A 17,858-nucleotide genomic window follows, 5' to 3' on the forward strand; every position below is an offset into this window, starting at 1 on the left:
CCCACCCCTGCCTGGATCAGGGCTAAGACACAGCAAAAAAAAGAGAAACACGTCAGGAGTGCGCCGCTAAGGCAAGGAACCGCCATAGGCTCGATGTATGCTCAGGCGTCCATTAGGTCATGCAATGCCTTAGGCTATATGGATCTCAGAAAGATGAGAACCAGCTTTCTGACTGGCCCAAGGTGGGAATTGCGCCACAATACTCGACATAACGAAGCCGTATGAGCGTGTCGGATGCACGAGAGACCCATATTCGCGCTGCGGATAAGAGACCTGTTCGCCTGATCTCGAGGGAACCTGTCACGCACCTCGCGATATGAGCGGCCTGCCTCACATCACGCCAGGATGTGAGGAAGAAGGCCGCGCCAGACCCGGTAAGCAAAAACGCAGCATTGTTCTTCTAACCTCAGCGTCCCTCTTACCAGCGCTGAGAGAGTGTGACGAAGACCGCGCGCCCGGGAGCCCAGGCACAGGCGATATTGCGGGTACATGTCGCTACATATTTGCGATTGGCAATATTGGTGCCATTGAACTGGATGCGCGAGCGTCCGTAGTCCAGATGGGCCTGCAGATCCCAGACGAGTTGCGACGGAACCGAGAAAGTGAGAGGCAGAGAGCCTGCCGTATTGCCTGTGTAGCGCATTCCTGACCCCAGCCCGGCCTGGATTTTCTGCGTCAGGGCAAAGTCGCGCTTGAGGAATAGCGAGGCCATATGGGAAGGGATGGCAACCGGGCGCTGTCCAACCTGGCTCGCCGTATTGGACTTTGTGATACGCGGGTCCTGATAGGTGAAACTCGCAACGAAATCGAGCCGATAGGGCAGACGCCCCATCCCTTCGAACTCGAAACCACGCGTACGCTGCTGGCCTGTCTGAACGCTGAAAGCGGTATTATTCGGATCTGCGGTCAGGACATTATTCTGGACCAGATTGAACAGGTCAGCTGTGAGCATGAAATTTTCGACCCAGTGCAGGGCATGCACAGGATGGTATTTGAGCCCAACCTCAATCTGTTTTCCGGTCGTGGGGATGAAGGGCGTGTTGTCGAAGGTCGTACCGACCTGCGGCTGGAATGAGGTCGCGTAGGAGACATAGGGGTTGAGCCCGATCGTTGAGGCATAGAGCAGGCCGACACGCCCGGTGAAGGCGTTATTGGACTGGGGTGTCCGACCCTTGCCCAGATTATCGACGATCAGACTCTCGGTGAAATCGCCACGCCCCGAAAGGGTCAGATACCAGCGCTTCCAATTGGCCTGATCCTGGATGTACAGCCCGGTATCGGTCTCTGTCTCATTGGTGCTGGAATAGGTGCCGTAGCTGGGCCAGGTAATCGCCCGATAGACGGGGGCATACAGGGAGAGTGCCGGTGCTGCGCGCTGCCCCCGCCGATTGGCTAGAAAATCGCTTCTGAAATCCACACCATTCAGCAATTCATGACGAATGCCACCGGTATGGAACGCCAGATCGGAGCGCGTATCGAGTGTGACATTGTTATAATTGCCTTCCTGACGCAGGGCGGTACGGTTCAGGCTTTTCTGGTCGGCAGAAAGCGAGGCCGTGGTCACAAAGCGGTATTCCACGTCCAGATGCGCGTAACGCATGTTTTGTGTGAGCGTCCAGTTGGGCAGGAGGTGGCGGGTGATCGCATAGCCTATTGCAGCCTGACGCTTGGAATAAACGTCGTAATCGGCATCGCTGCTCAGGAAATTGCGCGGTAACTGGCCATAGCGCGACGGGAGAACCGTGCCGATTGCCGGCAGGAATTGTGCGGTTGATCCGGCATCGAGCTGCTCGAAAGAACTGATCAGCGTCAACACCGTCTTGTCATCGGGCCTCCAGCTCAGACTGGGCGCGACATAGATCTCGTTATTCTTGATGTTCCTGGCATAGGTATCGGATTTGCGGATCAGACCGTTCAAGCGCCAGAGCACGGATTTGCTGGCGCTCAGGGCGCCTCCCAGATCGGCTGCGCCCTGAATACGTCCATAGGAGCCTGTCTGAAGGGCTAGCTCGTTGGTCTGATCCGCGCGTGGCCGTTTGCTGACGGCATTGATCAGCCCGCCAAGTTGACCCGAGCCATACAGTGCTGAGGACGCGCCACGCAGCACGTCCATTTCTTCCAGTCCCCAGGGTTCGATGCTGAAGGATTGAGAGGTGCTGGCATCAGGCGTACGGGTGCCATCCAGATAGATGTCTGGCGAAAAACCGCGGATCGTGCCGAAATAGCCGCGTGGATCGTCCTTGGAGCCGTAATCGGAAACACCTGCCGTATAGCGTATGGCCTCTGACAGCGAGCGTGCATTGAGGGTATTCATGCGCTCCTGTGTAATGACTGTTATGGCCTGGGGTGTCAGATCGAGCGGCGTACTGGTTTTTGTCGCCGCGCTGCTGGCATGGGGAAGAAAGGCCGCACGTTGTGCCTTGACCCGGATGATTTCATGTCGGTCTTGCTGATGGGGCACAGACGGAGAGGCCGGTTTCCTCCCGGCTGGAGGAAGCGTCTGGGCCACTGCCCGCATTGTGTAATGATGCGAGAAGGCAATGATGGAGGAAAGGCAGAGCAGGGTACGAAAGGAGCGGGTCATCAGGGTCCGGAAAGAGGCAGGGACATTTTCTCAATTGAGAACGAATGTCATTTGCAATTCAGGGCTGAATAGGTACTCCCTTCCGTGCTGTCAACGAAAACAGGCGCAGCCATAGGGATGGTTTGCGCCAGCAGGTTCTCAGGGTGCAATCCGGCTATGGGTTGTGCCATCCATCAGGACGACGAGCATGTGGTCCCCAACCCATTCCGCCAGAAAAACCTCTTCGAGTTTCTGCAGGCCGAGCGCCCGCAATTCCCCTCTGAGCCATGTTTCGTCGCGTCCGAGGCTCTTGAGTTCCTCCTCCAGAATATCGCCGCGATGCACCAGAAAGCGTGACGGTTTCTTGGCGTCGTCTTTCATGATCACGCTGACATGGCCTGTCGTTTCGATCTGGGCGAAATCGATATTGTCGAAGCTGAAGATGTTTTGCATGCGCAGCGCGGTCGCCACATCCTTGAGATCGATGCGGCTCGCATTTTCCTCGAAATTCTCGATCAGGAAGCGTCCGTCTCGAATGAGGGTGATCGGCTCGCCAATGGTGCGTTTGCGCAGATCGGGGATCTTGCGCGAGAGGTAATTGAATAGCGCCATGAGCAGGATGCACAGGATCAGCAGGGCGATGTAATGCAGGATGGGTAGCTTGTCGTTATAGAGAATGCCCCCCACGACCCCGCCCAGAATGAAATTGCCGACCAGATCGACCGCCGACATCATGGCAATCTGGTTGCGTCCTGTGATGTTCAGATAGGAAATGATCAGCGAAAAGCCGATCACCAGCTTGAGAATAACCCAGAGATAGAGGGTGATCACGCGTTTCCTGTCCTTGTTTTTTGCCTCTTTGAAGGATCAACCCCTCTATGGGGGAGAGGTTGCTTGGGATCGGACGCCTTTCCTCCCTCCTGACCTGAGCGAGGCAGGGGCATCTGGCGGGACTCCGGTGCGTATGTGTTCTGCCTTGCGCGTCGCGGTCAGGGGCAGAATTGCCTTAAGGCGCGCCAGGGCACGTTGCGATTTCAACGCTTCCTGAAAAAAGTGGCTGACAGTTCGAAAGCATCCCGCCTGACATAAGGGCATCCAACTGTCTGATTCTGAAAAACAACCGGAGGCGTCTTGGCGGCGCCTCACGATACCGCGTCCCGATGCCATGCAACCAAGATGGTTGTTCCTGTTTTGTTCGTATGATACGGCCAGAATCGAAAGGAGGCTCCAGTCATGAAGAACAAGGCAGGCATGGCTTTGCTGCGCGACAGCGTGGCACGGATAGAGCAGCGTTATCAGAAGAATTTTGCCGCGCTTTACCTGGAAACGGGGCTTCCGCCGGTGGATGCCGCGCTCAGGGGCGGATTGCGTCGTGGCGTCGTGCATGAATTTCTGGGAGCGGGGCATGATCGCGTGCTCTGTGCCAGGCCGACCTATTTCATTGCTCGCGTCCTGGCGCGGGCGACGGGGCCGGTCATCTGGATCGTTCCTGCGGCATCGGGGCAGGGGGCGTTGACCCTGGCCGGTCTGGAAGCCGCCGGTCTGGATTCCGGGCGTCTGCTTTGTGTTGAGGCAGAGCCCATGCGTCTGGTGGGCACCATGGAAGATGTGCTGCGTACGCGTGGCATCACGGCCGTGGTGGCCGATCTCATCGAGCCTCTTTCCCTGACGGCCTCGCGCCGTTTGCATCTGGCGGCCGAGAATTCCGCAGCAACCGGCTTCGTGCTGCATCGGCATGACCGGCCGCTCTCCCCCAATGCGTGCTGGACACGCTGGCGCGTAGGTGCGGCGCCTTCTGATCCTGTCTTTCTTGGGCGTCGTGCCCTGCTGCCTTTTGCCGAAGCCTTTTCCTTGTCCTTGCTGCGTCGTCGCGGGGGCGAGGCCCTGTTCTGGAGGATCGGTACAGATCATGCCGCGCCGTCTGCTCTCCCTCTGGCTGCCGCACTGGCACACGACGCTCTGGCACAAGGCCCATCCCCACAGCGACCCGGCCTTGCCGCTGGCGCTGTATGGGCGTGATGGCCAGAGCCGCAAGATCGTGGCGGTCAATCGGGCCGCTTTGGAGTCTGGGGTGCAAAAAGGGCAGTTTCTCGCCATGGCGCGCAGCCTTGTACCTGATCTGGCCACGCATCCCGTCACACCTGAGCGCGATGCACGTGGCTTGCAGAAGCTGGCCGAATGGTGCCGATGCTTTTCCCCACTTGTGGCAGCCGATCCACCTGAAGGGCTCTGGATCGACAGCACAGGATGCGCGCATCTTTTCGGCGGCGAGGCGCGCATGCTGGAGGCTCTGAGAGATCGTCTGGCCGAGCGCGGCCACGACATGCGTGCGGCTCTGGCCGATACTGCAGGGGCCGCTCATGCTCTGGCGCGTCATGGGGATCAGCAACTGACTTGCGTTCCGCCGGGAGAGAGTGCTCTGGCTCTGGCCGGACTACCCGTTGCCGCCCTGCGTCTGACCCCTGAGATACAGGCGGGGCTCAGTCTTATGGGGATTACGCGCGTATCAGATCTGCGCGCCGTGCCACGCGCCTCGCTGACGCGGCGTTTTGGCATGGAGCCTCTGTTCCGGCTCGATCAGGCGCTGGGGCAGGAGAAGGAGGCGCTGTGTTTCGATCGGCCTGTCGCAGCGCTGCACGTGAAACGTGCTCTGCTGGAGCCGATTGGCACAGCCGAAAGCCTGCTCCATGTCGTGACGGTTCTGTGCGATGACATGGCAGCCCTGTTGCAGAAAATGGGGCTGGGGGCACGCAGGCTCGATCTGCTCTGTCAGCGCGTGGATGACGTGACCCAGGCCATTCGTGTGGGAACCTCGGAGCCAGTCAGTGACCCGTCGCGTCTGAGTCGTCTGTTTCAGGAACGTATTGAAACGATCGATCCGGGCTTTGGCATTGAAGTGATGAGCCTGCATGTCGATCATGCGGAGCCTCGCCAGCCCGCAGATGAAACCCCCGCCCTGAATCCCTCTGCTCTCACCGACCCGGAGGAGCAACAGATGCCGGCCATGCTGGTCGAACTGGCGGAGCGTCTGCGCAACAGGCCGGGATTGCGGGGGATCTACCATCTGGCAGCAACGGATAGTCCTTTTCCAGAAGAGGCCCAGAAGCCTGTCGTCAGATTGGCGCGTCTTCCGACTGTTTCCAGAACACCGGCTTCCTCCTGGTCCGGCACGGCCCAGGACGGTTTTCCTCGCCTTTGGCCGCGTCCTGTCCGCCTTTTTGCCGCGCCTTGTGCCATTGCGCCGCCCGCCCTGGCCGAGGATGACAGCCCAAGGCGTTTTGTCTGGCAGGGGCAGATGCTGCGTGTCCGCGGGGCAGACGGACCGGAGCGGTTGCATGGGGCCTGGTGGCAGCATCCTGTTCAGGCCGGGGCCATACGCGATTACTGGATTGTGGAAACAGAAGAAGGAGACCGTTTCTGGCTTTTTCGCCGGGGTGACGGTCAGCATCCGTGGTCGGGCGACGGCGCCTGGTTCGTCCATGGGGTGTTTTGATGACGCAGGATCTCGCTTTCCTCCTGTCGCTCATGCGTCCCGCCGAGCCACGGGAAATAGCCGATGCTCTGACCCATGCGCTGCGTTTTGACGGCCGCCGCCGCGTGCATGATGCTGATGAACTCATGGCAACCCTCGTGGCCGAGCGCCTGGTGGCGCATCTGGCGCGCTGTGGTTTTGTGCTCATGAAGCGTGCCGATACCGTGGCGCATGATACGAGCGGGCACCATCATCCCCATGATTCGTCAGGAGGGAAGGGGGCATGACGACCCCGCTCCATGTGACCTCCTATTATTCCTTTTTGCGTGGCGTCAGTTCCCCGTATGACCTGTTTTCCGTTGCCCATGCGCAGGGTCACAGGGCGCTGGCTTTGACTGATCGTCATTCCGTGGCGGGCATGGTGCGTGCGCATGATGCGGCGCGGCAAAGCGGCGTGCGGCTCTTGCCCGGGTGTCGACTTGATCTGCTCGATGGATCGACGCTTCTGGCCTATCCGGTCGATCGGGTAGGATGGGGGGCGCTCTGTCGCCTGCTGACACTCGGGCATCGACGGGGTGCGCGTGAGATTTTCTCGCTTGGCTGGGACGATCTGCTCCAGGGGGCACAGAATCTGGTTCTGGTCCTGCTGCCCGATCAGCCGGATGCGCAGGCGCAGCAGCAACTCCGCCATCTTGCCCGTATGAGGGCTGCCCTTGGTCAGCCTGTCTATTGCGGGCTGGCATATCGCAGTGCGCCCGGTGATCTGCTGCGGCTGCGGGAGCTGGAGATACTGGCGACTGCCTGCAACGTGGCAGCCGTGGTCACGGGGGACGTGCTCTATCATGAGGCGCGCTGCCATGTGTTGCAGGATGTCGTGACGGCTATCCGCGAGAACTGCACATTGGAGACATTGGGCGGACAGCGCGAAATTCACGCTGACCGCGCACTCAAAACGCCAGTTTCTCTGGCGCAGCTCTATGAAGCCTTTCCCGAAGCCCTTGGGCGCGTGGCCGAGATCGAGGCGCATTGTCGCTTCTCGATGGAGGATCTTTGTTATCAATATCCGCAGGAGACCGACCGGCCGGACGAAACCCCGCAGCAGACTCTGGCCCGGCTCGTGCGCGACGCCTTGCCACGGCGCTATCCGGCCGGAGCGAGCGAGGCGGTCAGAAAACAGATCGCCCATGAACTCGCGCTCATAGGTTCGCTCGATTACGCGCCCTATTTCCTGACTGTTCACAGCATCGTGCATCAGGCGCGTGCGCTTGAGATCGTTTGTCAGGGGCGGGGTTCGGCTGCTAATTCCGCCATTTGTTACGTGCTGGGCATCACGGCTATCGATCCGGTACGCTCTGGGCTCCTGTTCGAGCGGTTCATTTCCGCAGAGCGTCGCGAGCCGCCCGATATCGATGTCGATTTCGAAAGCGACCGGCGTGATGAGATCATCCAATGGATCTATCGCCGCTATGGCCGCAGCCATTCGGCGCTTTGCGCTACACTCATGCGTTATCGTCCCAAGGGCGCCCTACGTGAAACAGGCAAGGTGCTGGGGCTGAGCGAGGATCTTCTGGGTCTGCTCTCGAAATATCTCGCCTCTTCTCTGGGAGACCCCGAGCAACTCAAGGCGCGCGCGGCAGAGCTGAATCTCAATCTGTCGGACAGGCGTCTGGCCCTGACCCTGCGTGTGGCTGCCGAGCTTGTGGGCATACCGCGCCAGCTCGGCACGCATCCGGGTGGTTTCGTGCTGACGCGCGACCGGCTGGACGAACTCGTGCCCATTCAGCCTGCTGCCAAGGAAGACCGCCAGATCATCGTCTGGGACAAGGACGATATCGATATTCTCAAATTCATGAAGGTCGATGTTCTGGGTCTCGGCATGCTGGGCTGTCTGCGCCGTGGTTTCGAGCTGCTGGCCCAGCATCGCATCCGTCAGCTCGACATGGCCTCGGTGCCGCCTGAAGATCCCGCCACCTACGCCATGATCCGTCGTGCCGATACGTTGGGTACGTTCCAGATCGAGAGCCGCGCCCAGATGTCCATGCTGCCGCGCCTCAAGCCGAAGACCTTTTATGATCTGGTCATTCAGGTAGCCATCGTGCGCCCTGGTCCTATTCAGGGCGATATGGTGCATCCCTATCTGCGTCGTCGTGACGGTGTCGAACTACCGGATTATCCCAAGCCGGAACTCGAGCAGATTCTTGGCAAGACGCTGGGCGTGCCCCTTTTTCAGGAACAGGCCATGCAGGTGGCCATCGCCTGCGCCGGGTTCACCCCAGGTGAGGCCGATCAGCTGCGCCGCTCCATGGCGACCTTTAAATTTACCGGTGGAGTGTCGCATTTTCGGACAAAGCTGATCGAGGGGATGGTCGCCAATCATTATGACCGCGAGTTTGCCGAGCGCACCTTCCGCCAGCTTGAGGGCTTCGGGTCCTATGGCTTTCCCGAGAGCCATGCCGCCAGTTTCGCACTTGTGGCCTATGTCTCTAACTATCTGAAATGCCATCATCCCGATGTCTTTTGTACGGCCCTGCTCAACTCGCAGCCCATGGGTTTTTACGCCCCAGCCCAGGTAGTGCGCGATGCGCGCGAACATGGGGTAACCGTACATGCCATAGACATCAATGCCTCGCGCTGGGATTGTGCGCTTGAGCCTGACCGGGGCAGGCCGACACTGGCCGTTCGTCTGGGATTTCGCTTTGTGAAAGGCCTCTCGAACGAGCATGCGGCGAAACTGATCGCCAATCGCTTTCCAGCCTATGAATCCCTCGATGATGTCTGGCGTCGCGCGAATATTCCTGTTTCCGCGCTCGAAGCGCTGGCGGCTGCCGATGTCTTTCGCAGCCTCGACCTTGATCGTCGGGCGGCACTCTGGGCCATCAAGGGGCTAGCCGATACGGTTCTGCCGCTTTTTGCCGCGGCCGATCGCAAGCTCAACAGACCCGGGCCCGAAATGATCGAACCCGATTATACGCCCCGCCCCATGAGCGAAGGCCGTGAAGTCGTGGAAGACTACAACACGCTCGGCCTGACCCTGCGCCAGCACCCGATGGCTTTTCTGCGTCCCCGATTTTCCGCGCGTGGCATGGTTACCTGCGCCGATCTGCGTCGGTTGCGCGATGGGAGTCGCGTGGTGGTACCAGGTCTGGTGCTCATGCGACAGCGTCCTGGAACGGCCCATGGCGTGATGTTCATGACGCTGGAGGATGAGACCGGCACAGCCAACATCATCATCTGGAAAGACCGCGCCGAAGCCCAGCGTCGCATCGTGATTGGCGTCAATGCGGTGGCCTGTCATGGTATGCTCCAGCGTGAAGGAGAGGTCATTCACGTGGTGATGCAGCGTCTGGAGGATCTGACACCTCTGATGCGTTCTATTGCCGTGTCTGAGGCAGAGGAGGGATCGGTATCACCGCGGTTAAAGGCCCGCGATTTCCATTAAAACGCATGCATATTTGTAAAATTTACAAGAAGATCCCAATATCTTTTTTTGTTACTTTACTTATTCAAAAGAAAAAATGTTAGGGATGGGGTGATATGACGATTTATGATCCTGCAAATCTGCAGACAATACTGATGATCCCGGAGCTGGCGGAATTTGATTTGTCCTTCAAGCCCATGTTCGGCGGGATCATGGGCTATGCGGGCGGCAAGGTTTTTGCCTCCCTCTCTGATATCGGTCTGGCTTTGAAGATGAGCGGCAAGGATCGTGAGGCCCTTCTGGCACTCCCCTGTGCATGTGCCCTGCGTTATGAGCCTGAAAGCGCTCCCAGCAAGACCTATGTCGTTGTGCCGGAGTCTCTGCATACGCGCCCTGATGAGCTGAAAATCTGGGTAGCGCGCTCTGTCATCGGTCTGCCTGCCAGAAAGCCGCGTCGATAGGGGAAGGAGGCATGGGCTCTTCAGGTGGCGTCTAGAAAAGGATCTGACGCCTCCAGGGCTCGGTATTGGCGCGGTCTATGGGGCGTGATTTTCATCGGGTTTTTGGCCCGGTGGTGATGCGTGCTTGGTGATGGTGGCCTTACTTTCCTCAAATCGGCTTGCTTAAAAAAACAAGGCAATCGTGACGATAATCGATGACCATATCGAAATGGCTCAGGACATTTGCGCCTAAAGCACCCTGAATTTCACGATCCATATACTGCCCCACGCCATGCATGCCGAAATTTCCATCCGGTCGTTCGGTGAACCACACGTGACTGATGGGGTAGGGGCCGAACTTTATCTGTGGGACCTCAATCAACCGTGCAGGCATCAAGCTGTCACCATTCACGACAATGGGCCAGTCCGGATGCATCTTGTGCCATGCGTTCATGACGCTTGTTGTGATGTATGAAGTCGTTCCTTGCCCATGCATCTGAGGGGCACCGGTCGCCTTCAAGCCCGCCGCAGTCTGCATGGCAGTGGCTCCTGTATCGAGCAGCATGGCAATGGTATGTCCGTCGACTTGCATCTCGACGCTCGGGAATGGGCCAGTATTTATTCCCTGCGCATTTTTCGGAAATCCCAGCGGGATAACTGTTTTCCCATACGGTATTTTCCAGTCGGCATCTTCAACCGAGAGGCGCCTATCAGGATAATTGAAATGCCAGGCGCGGAACTGGGGCAGATACCCTCCGCCGATTATGCCATCTTCGACGAACCTGCCTGTCTTGATGGGTACAACAAGAGCCATGGCATTGCAGGGTGTCTGCAACGGCGGGTGAGGTAACCCCGCTGCGTCCGTGAATTCCGGCCATTTCATGATCATCCGGCCTGTAGCAACATCGTCGCAGCGATAAGTGGGAGCATGGATTTTCTCGGCAGCTTCTGGTGTGATCAACATCAAGCCCGCTCCACCTCCCCCTCCTGTATCCACAACAAAGCGAAGGGTCTGACCCTGGGCGGTGACAGGCACTGCGAAGAAATGCCCCGCCTCATACACTGTCGGAATGGTAATCTCGGCAGATCGAGCCTGTTGTGAAGAGTAGAAAATCAGCAGCCACGCGGTGAGGGCGGCACGTTTTTTCTTCATGGGCTCGACGGGGCCTTTCCTGGGAGGCTGATACGGGAATTCCGTTGGGATATGCTGCACAAGATCGCTGAGGTTAGTGAGTGGATCAAAGCCTGAGCAAGAAAAATCAGCCTCCCTTCGAGGTGAGAGGCTCTGGTCCGCCATTCAGGCGCAAAATAGTAACGCTCAGGGCAGGAATTTCGAACATGGTCTGTGTTTGCAAGGTCTTGTGCAGGATTGCCCTGTGAGCGCAATGTCATGACATGCGCCTTACCTTGCCTGCTCTGATCCTTCTTTTTCCTAGCCTGGCGGCTGCCGCAGCCGCGCCAAGTCCGGCTGAAATTGTCGCCCAGGCACCGAATGCTGCCTGGCGTGATGTCGCGCCGGAGCGTCTCCTGGTCATGAAGCTGGCCGATGGCGGGCGGGTCGTGATCGAACTCGCGCCTGAATTTGCCCCTGTGCATGTGGCCAATGTCGTGCGTCTTGCCCAGTCCCATCAGTGGGACCAGGGCGCCATCATTCGTGTGCAGGATAATTATGTGGTGCAATGGCGCGTACGCGATGAGGCGGCACCTTTACCCAACGGATTTGTTGCGCATCCGGGCGCAGAATATGAGCGCCCCCTTGCCGGACTTGATTATATGGCGCTGCCCTATCCGGACCCTTATGCCGCACAATCTGGCATTGCCTCAGGCTGGTTGGTCGGCCGGGAGGGCGGGCAAATCTGGCCAGCTCAGTGCTATGGCGTGGTCGGTGTCGGTCGGGACATGCCCCCCGATACGGGAGACGGACGTGAGCTCTATGTGGTCAACGGTGAGGCCCCGCGTCAACTCGATCGTAACCTCGCGGTTATCGGGCGCGTGCTTGAAGGCATGGAGCGTCTGGGCGCGCTGCCACGCGGCACCGGGCCGCTCGGATTTTATACTGATTCACGTCAGAACGTGACGATTTCAGGCGTGACGCTTGCCGCCGATCTTCCCGCATCCCTGCGGCCGACCATGCAGGTCATGCGCACGGACAGCCCGTCTTTTCACGCTTATATGGCGGCTCGTGCCGCACGGCATGACCCTTTTTTCGTCCGCCCGGCAAAAGGGGTTGCGCTCTGTAATGTACCCGTTCCGGCGCGGGAGAAAAAATAAGCCCTACCTTTCGAAGGGAAGGGGCGACAGAGGATGTCACGCGAAGAGGGCTTACATGACCGCCCGCAATTTTCGCTGATATGGGGGGAGAGTTGTGGCCTCTGACCAAACACTCTCAGACGATAGAGCGGTGGGGAAGAGCGATGATGAAAGAGGGCGCGGGCAGAGAGTCCGAGTAGGGAGAGAGGCCCAAACGGAGCGCTGTGATCCGCCTGTCAGATGGCGTTCATGCTCGAGGCGCTTCTCGTTCTCCCCTGGGGCAGAATATTGTTTGATCCATTATGGGACAGATAGTTGGTCGGGCTTTTTTAGCCATCGGTCCCGGCGGTAGCATCATGATCAACCCGTGAACCTGAAGTTCTGAGCCTGCTCCATATCTGGTGCAAGCCTGCAAGATGGAGAACACCGATGATGAAGCAGATAGAGGAGCTCCATAGCCAGAAATGCGCGCTCCAGCCGGGAAACCAGAGTTGCATAGGCGCGAATGCGACGCCGCGTAAAAGATAGAAGGCTGTGATGGCGCAAAGCGCGGGTCGCAAGAACGGTAGCGCTGGCAGCACACCCGCGCCTGAAAGGGCGTAAGCGCCCCAGACTGTCAGTATCGTGGCGATTATCAAGGTGATTACCGTCGGGTACGAATCACCGGCGGCAGCCATCCGGGCAATGGTTTCGCCGGCACCCATGGTGCGGTACCAGCTGGGGCCAATCCAGATGCATCAGCGCGGCCAGAAGACTGCAACAGGCAGCGGCGATCAAAGTCCAGCTACGGTGGGTGTTCATGAATGTCTCGCTCACTATTCTTATTGGTTTTCAGAGCAGTAACCAGCTCTGGCTTTGCCAGGATGGTGACATAGGGCTTCGTCTCGAAGACTATTATGGTTTGAGAAAGATCAGTTTGATCAAAAGCACTTATGGAGGAGATGTTCGAGAAGAGGTCAAGACATCGCCCCTGCTGCAGCGACTCAGGTCGAGCGCCAACGCATCTCCCGTGATTCCCGAATGCAACAGTATGAACGTGTCGTCGAGCCAGAATATTGGGCGTTGGGTTCGGGTTGAATCTCGCAAATAGGAAATCTGTTCGTATTGGATACGGAATGCGCGTCGTTTGCCTCACGCAGTCTATCAATGCGATCCATGGTGATGTCGTTTCGCGCCCGGACCGAGGGGGCTTTGCTCACATCCCCGTTTTCTGCTTTGACGCACTCTTCAGGCACCGAAAAACTTTGCCAGCCCCGCGCGCTTGAGAACGATATGCGGCACGATCGGTGAACTGTGCCGGATGACAGTGTCTGCGCTCTCACGCATGGTTACCCCTCCGAAACGCTTGCCGATGATCCAGGCACCGATCGAGGCGGTAACGCCATCAATCCGATGATCGGCGAATTTCTGATATATCTTCGGATAGTCGCCATAGCTCCCCCCCTCCGCATGGAGAACGCCGCTGCTGTCGAGGATACGGATATTCTCACCTCCGCGGGCATGAATTGGCTTCTCGACTACAAAGTCCGGGGGGACGACCCTGAGACGGTCGGGGCTTGTGGACGCCTCGAGCAGATTGGGATGGCCGGGAAAACGTTCCCACATGGCAGGAAGGAGCGCCTTGTTGGAGAGCAAAGAGGTCCAGGGTGGGTTCAGGAAATGACATTTGCAGGAGCGTAGGTGGCGAACCCCTTCGTCTCTGAACATGAGTTCCCATGGATACATGCGGATCATGCTGCGCACGATCACCCCCTGGTACAGAAGCTGCCCTCCGGTGGAGATCTCAAGATCCCGCAACGCGCAGTGAATGGGCTCCAGACCCGCCTGAGCAACCCAGCGTTCATAGAACCGTGCATGGACAATATCCTCGAGATTGTCCGGATAAGGAACGATATGGACGATGCGGTCGAGATGCCCCCCCTTATAAAGGGCAGTCAGCCTGTCCACGATCGCGGCGGAGTCCAGAGGTGCCTGCGCATGGGTATCGCCGCATTCTACATGCCATGCCGTCTGCATAAGCGTGCTCTCCGGCAAGGTTGCCGGCGTATCGGCATTATATTCGATCAGCTTCGGCTGCCCATCGCCCCACGCGAGATCGAACCTGCCGAGGAGGAACGGGTCGCCGCGATACCATGAATCTCTCACCACATCCTGCGCCGCGCGCGGAATATGAAATGCGTCCAGACCGCCGGGACGCGGGATGATATCAGCGAGCAGTTCCAGGCAAAGACGGTGCAGTGTTTCCGCCGTTTTCGCGATGAGGCTGAGCGCAGCATGATCAAATTCGTATCGAACATCCTCGCGCCAGGCATTGCTGCCATCATCATTGCGATAATAGGTGTATCCCAGATGTTCGGCCTGGTCTGTCCAGTCCGGGCGCGGGCGTATCCTGACGCGGCGCAGGAGGACCATGGTGGCTATTCGCCACCCGAGACATGGGCAGAAGCACTTTCACCGAAACCAGCATTGCCAGCGGATCGCACTTCTTCGGCGGGCATATTCTCGCGGGCTCTGCCTACGCCGCCAGCAGCAGGCCCGTTGCCCTTGTCGCATTCCTGCTGGGACGAGGCGCCGTCACGGTCATGGGAGCAGGATTCATCGTTGGCGGCGAAAAAGCCGATCGGATTGATGCGGGGAAAGATGATCATCAGCCCCGCAGCGATCATGAAAAGGCCCACGCCCAAACGCTCCACCGTCCTGCCTTTCATTCTCCGATGACGGAATACACTGGCTCTTAACCTAGCGTGGAGACCGGAGGCAGGGAAGGTATGGCAAGCGACCGTTTGAGACATTCAGGTAAAACCTGAGGCATCACACGGTAACCTGCCGGTGCCAAAAGGCGCGTATTGGTCAGGCTCTGCGCTGGTTATAGACATCCACGCAAACAGCACCCAGAAGCACCAGCCCCTTGAGCACCTGCTGGTAGTCGATGCCGATACCCAGGATCGACATGCCGTTATTCATGAGGCCCATGATCATGGCGCCGATCACGGCCCCGCCAACCCGGCCCACACCGCCATAGGCCGAAGCGCCGCCGATGAAGCATGCGGCAATTACATCGAGTTCGAAGCCGAGTCCCGCCTTGGGTGTGGCCGTGTTCAGGCGGGCCGCGAAAATCAGGCCGCCAAGGGCAGCGAGGACGCCCATGTTCACAAAGGTCAGGAAGGTGAGGCGTTCGGTGCGTATGCCTGAAAGCGCCGCTGCGCGTACATTGCCGCCCACCGCATAAATCTGCCTTCCCAGCGTGGTGCGGCTGGTCACGAAGCTGTAGAGCGCGATCAGCATGGCCATGATGATCAGCACGTTGGGCAGACCGCGATAGCCGGAAACCAGGGTCGCCAGATAGACGATGATCCCGAACACCGCGATATTCTTGCCGATGAAGAGGGGCATGGGCTCGACATCTATTTCGTTGCGCTGGTAGCGCGCGCGGGCACGTGCCGCACCAACCACCATCGCCGCAGCAACGATGACGCCCAGAATCAGCGAGGTCGGGTTGTAGGGGCCAATCTTGGGCAGAAATTCAGGTATGAAGCCGGATGAAAGCTTCTGGAATACGGTAGAGAACGGCCCAAGGGATTGTCCGCCCAGCAGGGCCAGCGCCAGCCCCTTGAACACCAGCATGCCCGCAAGAGTCACGATAAAGGAAGGGATCTTGAAATAGGCGATCCAGTAGCCCTGCGCTGCACCGATCAGTGCCCCGGTGGCAAGGCAGGTTAGAGTGGTCACCACCACATTGCAGTGCCACTGCACCATCAGCACAGCTGCCACGGCTCCGGTAAACCCGGCGACGGATCCGACCGACAAATCGATATGACCCGAGATGATCACCAGCAACATGCCCAGCGCCATGATGACGATATAGCTGTTCTGGAGCACCAGATTGGTCAGGTTGAGGGGGCGCAGCAATGTGCCATTGGTCATGATCTCGAAAAACAGACCGATCGCGACCAGCGAAATGAACATCCCGTATTCGCGCAGATTGTTGCGTATAAACCGCCCCATCGCGCTGTTGCCCAGCTTTTGGCCGCCCGGCGCTCCACCCGTTGGGCTGGTGTCACCCGCAGGAGAAAGCGGGTTGCCGGGGAGAAGGATATGCTCGCTCATGGTCATGATGCTTCCGCAGCAAGTGAGGACACAGCGAGGTTGGCTGTTTCGCTCGGGATGGTGGAAATGGGCATGGACTCGGTTGTGCTGCGCACGATGGCGCGCATGATCTTTTCCTGACTGGCCTCTTCGCGGGTGAACTCGCCTACGAAACGCCCCTCATTCATCACGCAGATACGGTCACAGATACCGAGCAACTCGGGCATTTCGGATGAGATGACCACGCAGCCGCGACCGCTATCGGCCATTTGCTGGATCAGGGCATAGATCTCGTATTTGGCCCCCACATCGATGCCGCGCGTGGGTTCGTCCAGAATGAGCACGTCTGGATTGGTGAAGAGCCATTTGGACAGCACCACTTTCTGCTGATTGCCACCTGACAACTTGCCCGCCATCTGCTGCACATCCGGCGAGCGTATGCGCATCTTGGCGCGGTAATCCTGCGCGATACGCAGCTCGGCGATCTCGTCGATCACGCCATGACGGGCAATGCCGCGTAGCTCGGCGAGGGAGATGTTATGGCGTATCTCGTTGCTCAGATGCAGTCCGAGTTCCTTGCGATCCTCGGTGACATAGGCGAGCCCAGCCGCGATGGCGCGGCTGACGGTCGAGACATCGACGGTCTTGCCGCGCATGGTGACCTCGCCCGATATGCGTGTGCCGAAGGAGCGCCCGAACAGGCTCATGGCAAACTCTGTGCGCCCTGCACCCATGAGGCCGGCAATGCCCACGATCTCGCCTGCGCGGACGTGGAAATCGAGATTGCGTATCACCTGGCGGTCAGCATGAAGCGGGTGCCAGGCTGACCAGTCATGCACTTCCATCAGCATTTCGCCGATCCGTGGCGTATGGGGCGGGTAGCGGTGTTCCAGATCGCGATTGACCATCAGGCGGATGATTTCGTCTTCATCTGCGGGACCGTTGCGGCAATCAATCGTGCCGACACTGCGTCCGTCACGCAGCACGGTGATACGATCTGCGACACGGGAGATCTCGTTCAGCTTGTGCGAGATGAGAATGGACGACAGCCCCTCGGCCTTGAACGCAAGGAGCAGATCGAGCAGCGCCGCGCTGTCGCGCTCGTTCAGACTGGCTGTCGGTTCGTCCAGAATGAGCAGACGTACCTTTTTCGAGAGGGCCTTGGCGATCTCGACGAGCTGCTGCTTGGCCACGCCCAAATGGGTAACAAGCGTCTCGGGGGCCTCTGTCAGCCCGACCTGACGCATCAGATCCCGTGCTCGAACCCGCGCCACGTCGCGGTCGATCACACCGAAGCGCCCTGGCGGGTGGGTGATGAAGATATTCTCTTGCACCGAAAGCAGCGGGATGAGCGCCAGTTCCTGGTGGATGATGATGATGCCGAGCGCCTCGGAGCCGTTGATATCGGCAAAGCGGCGCTCCTCGCCATCGAAAACGATCTGCCCGTCATAGCTCCCGGCGGGGTAGACCCCGCTCAGGATTTTCATCAGGGTCGATTTGCCTGCGCCGTTCTCACCGCAAAGAGCATGAATTTCGCCGGGCTCGACCGAAAAACTGACATCGCTCAGGGCCTTTACGGGACCGAAACGCTTGGCGATGTCCCGCATTTCAAGAATGGGGCTCATGGCG

The 17,858-nt window shown here is 58.7% G+C and carries 14 protein-coding genes; 6 read left to right on the top strand and 8 right to left on the bottom strand.

The window, feature by feature from the left end; all coding sequences use genetic code 11:
- Positions 1-418: 418 nt before the first annotated feature.
- Positions 419-2,584, bottom strand: a complete 2,166-nt coding sequence (locus tag WFJ47_RS02470; protein WP_336760668.1) for a TonB-dependent siderophore receptor — start codon at positions 2,582-2,584, stop codon at positions 419-421.
- 138 nt (positions 2,585-2,722) lie between these two features.
- Complete coding sequence (locus WFJ47_RS02475) at positions 2,723-3,394, bottom strand: YetF domain-containing protein (protein WP_336760670.1); 672 nt, start codon at positions 3,392-3,394, stop codon at positions 2,723-2,725.
- Between the two features lie 402 nt (positions 3,395-3,796).
- Between WFJ47_RS02475 and WFJ47_RS02480 the strand changes: the two genes are divergently transcribed.
- From WFJ47_RS02480 to WFJ47_RS02500, 5 genes are all read left to right on the top strand, one after another.
- Entirely contained in the window at positions 3,797-4,582 is a 786-nt protein-coding gene (locus WFJ47_RS02480; protein WP_336760672.1) for a hypothetical protein, read from the top strand.
- Positions 4,473-6,056 carry a DUF6504 family protein gene (locus WFJ47_RS02485; protein WP_336760673.1) on the top strand — a complete coding sequence of 528 codons (1,584 nt, stop codon included), beginning with the start codon at positions 4,473-4,475 and terminating at the stop codon, positions 6,054-6,056. The genes WFJ47_RS02480 and WFJ47_RS02485 overlap by 110 nt, the downstream gene beginning before the upstream one ends.
- Positions 6,056-6,322, top strand: a complete 267-nt coding sequence (locus WFJ47_RS02490) for a hypothetical protein (protein ID WP_233582230.1) — start codon at positions 6,056-6,058, stop codon at positions 6,320-6,322. The genes WFJ47_RS02485 and WFJ47_RS02490 overlap by 1 nt, the downstream gene beginning before the upstream one ends.
- Positions 6,319-9,474: an error-prone DNA polymerase gene (locus tag WFJ47_RS02495; protein ID WP_336760675.1), complete on the top strand. Its 3,156-nt coding sequence runs from the start codon at positions 6,319-6,321 to the stop codon at positions 9,472-9,474. Before WFJ47_RS02490 ends, WFJ47_RS02495 begins: the two co-directional genes overlap by 4 nt.
- 95 nt (positions 9,475-9,569) lie before the next feature.
- Entirely contained in the window at positions 9,570-9,914 is a 345-nt protein-coding gene (locus tag WFJ47_RS02500) for a TfoX/Sxy family protein (RefSeq protein WP_336760677.1), read from the top strand.
- 148 nt (positions 9,915-10,062) lie between these two features.
- Here the strand turns inward: WFJ47_RS02500 and WFJ47_RS02505 are convergent, their stop codons facing one another.
- A complete protein-coding gene (locus tag WFJ47_RS02505; protein ID WP_336760679.1) occupies positions 10,063-11,046 on the bottom strand; it encodes a hypothetical protein in 984 nt (327 codons plus the stop codon).
- A 242-nt stretch (positions 11,047-11,288) separates the two neighbouring features.
- On the opposite strand from WFJ47_RS02505, the gene WFJ47_RS02510 reads away from it, so the two are divergent.
- Positions 11,289-12,164, top strand: a complete 876-nt coding sequence (locus tag WFJ47_RS02510) for a peptidylprolyl isomerase (RefSeq protein WP_336760681.1) — start codon at positions 11,289-11,291, stop codon at positions 12,162-12,164.
- 308 nt (positions 12,165-12,472) lie between these two features.
- Here WFJ47_RS02510 and WFJ47_RS02515 read toward each other — a convergent pair whose 3' ends face one another.
- The 5 genes from WFJ47_RS02515 to mmsA all read right to left on the bottom strand — a co-directional run bounded on the left by WFJ47_RS02515 (position 12,473) and on the right by mmsA (position 17,854).
- Positions 12,473-12,847 carry a hypothetical protein gene (locus WFJ47_RS02515; RefSeq protein WP_336760682.1) on the bottom strand — a complete coding sequence of 125 codons (375 nt, stop codon included), beginning with the start codon at positions 12,845-12,847 and terminating at the stop codon, positions 12,473-12,475.
- A gap of 523 nt (positions 12,848-13,370) precedes the next feature.
- Complete coding sequence (locus tag WFJ47_RS02520; protein WP_336760683.1) at positions 13,371-14,555, bottom strand: glutathionylspermidine synthase family protein; 1,185 nt, start codon at positions 14,553-14,555, stop codon at positions 13,371-13,373.
- A gap of 5 nt (positions 14,556-14,560) precedes the next feature.
- Positions 14,561-14,851 (bottom strand): hypothetical protein, encoded by a 291-nt coding sequence (locus tag WFJ47_RS02525; protein ID WP_336760684.1) that lies wholly within the window; start codon positions 14,849-14,851, stop codon positions 14,561-14,563.
- 142 nt (positions 14,852-14,993) lie between these two features.
- Positions 14,994-16,250, bottom strand: a complete 1,257-nt coding sequence (gene mmsB, locus WFJ47_RS02530; RefSeq protein WP_336760686.1) for a multiple monosaccharide ABC transporter permease — start codon at positions 16,248-16,250, stop codon at positions 14,994-14,996.
- 2 nt (positions 16,251-16,252) lie between these two features.
- On the bottom strand, positions 16,253-17,854 hold the full coding sequence (gene mmsA, locus WFJ47_RS02535; protein WP_336760688.1) for a multiple monosaccharide ABC transporter ATP-binding protein: 1,602 nt from the start codon (positions 17,852-17,854) through the stop codon (positions 16,253-16,255).
- Positions 17,855-17,858 lie beyond the last annotated feature (4 nt).

Origin of the sequence: Asaia sp. VD9, assembly GCF_037150015.1 — a bacterium.
Classification (GTDB): domain Bacteria; phylum Pseudomonadota; class Alphaproteobacteria; order Acetobacterales; family Acetobacteraceae; genus Asaia.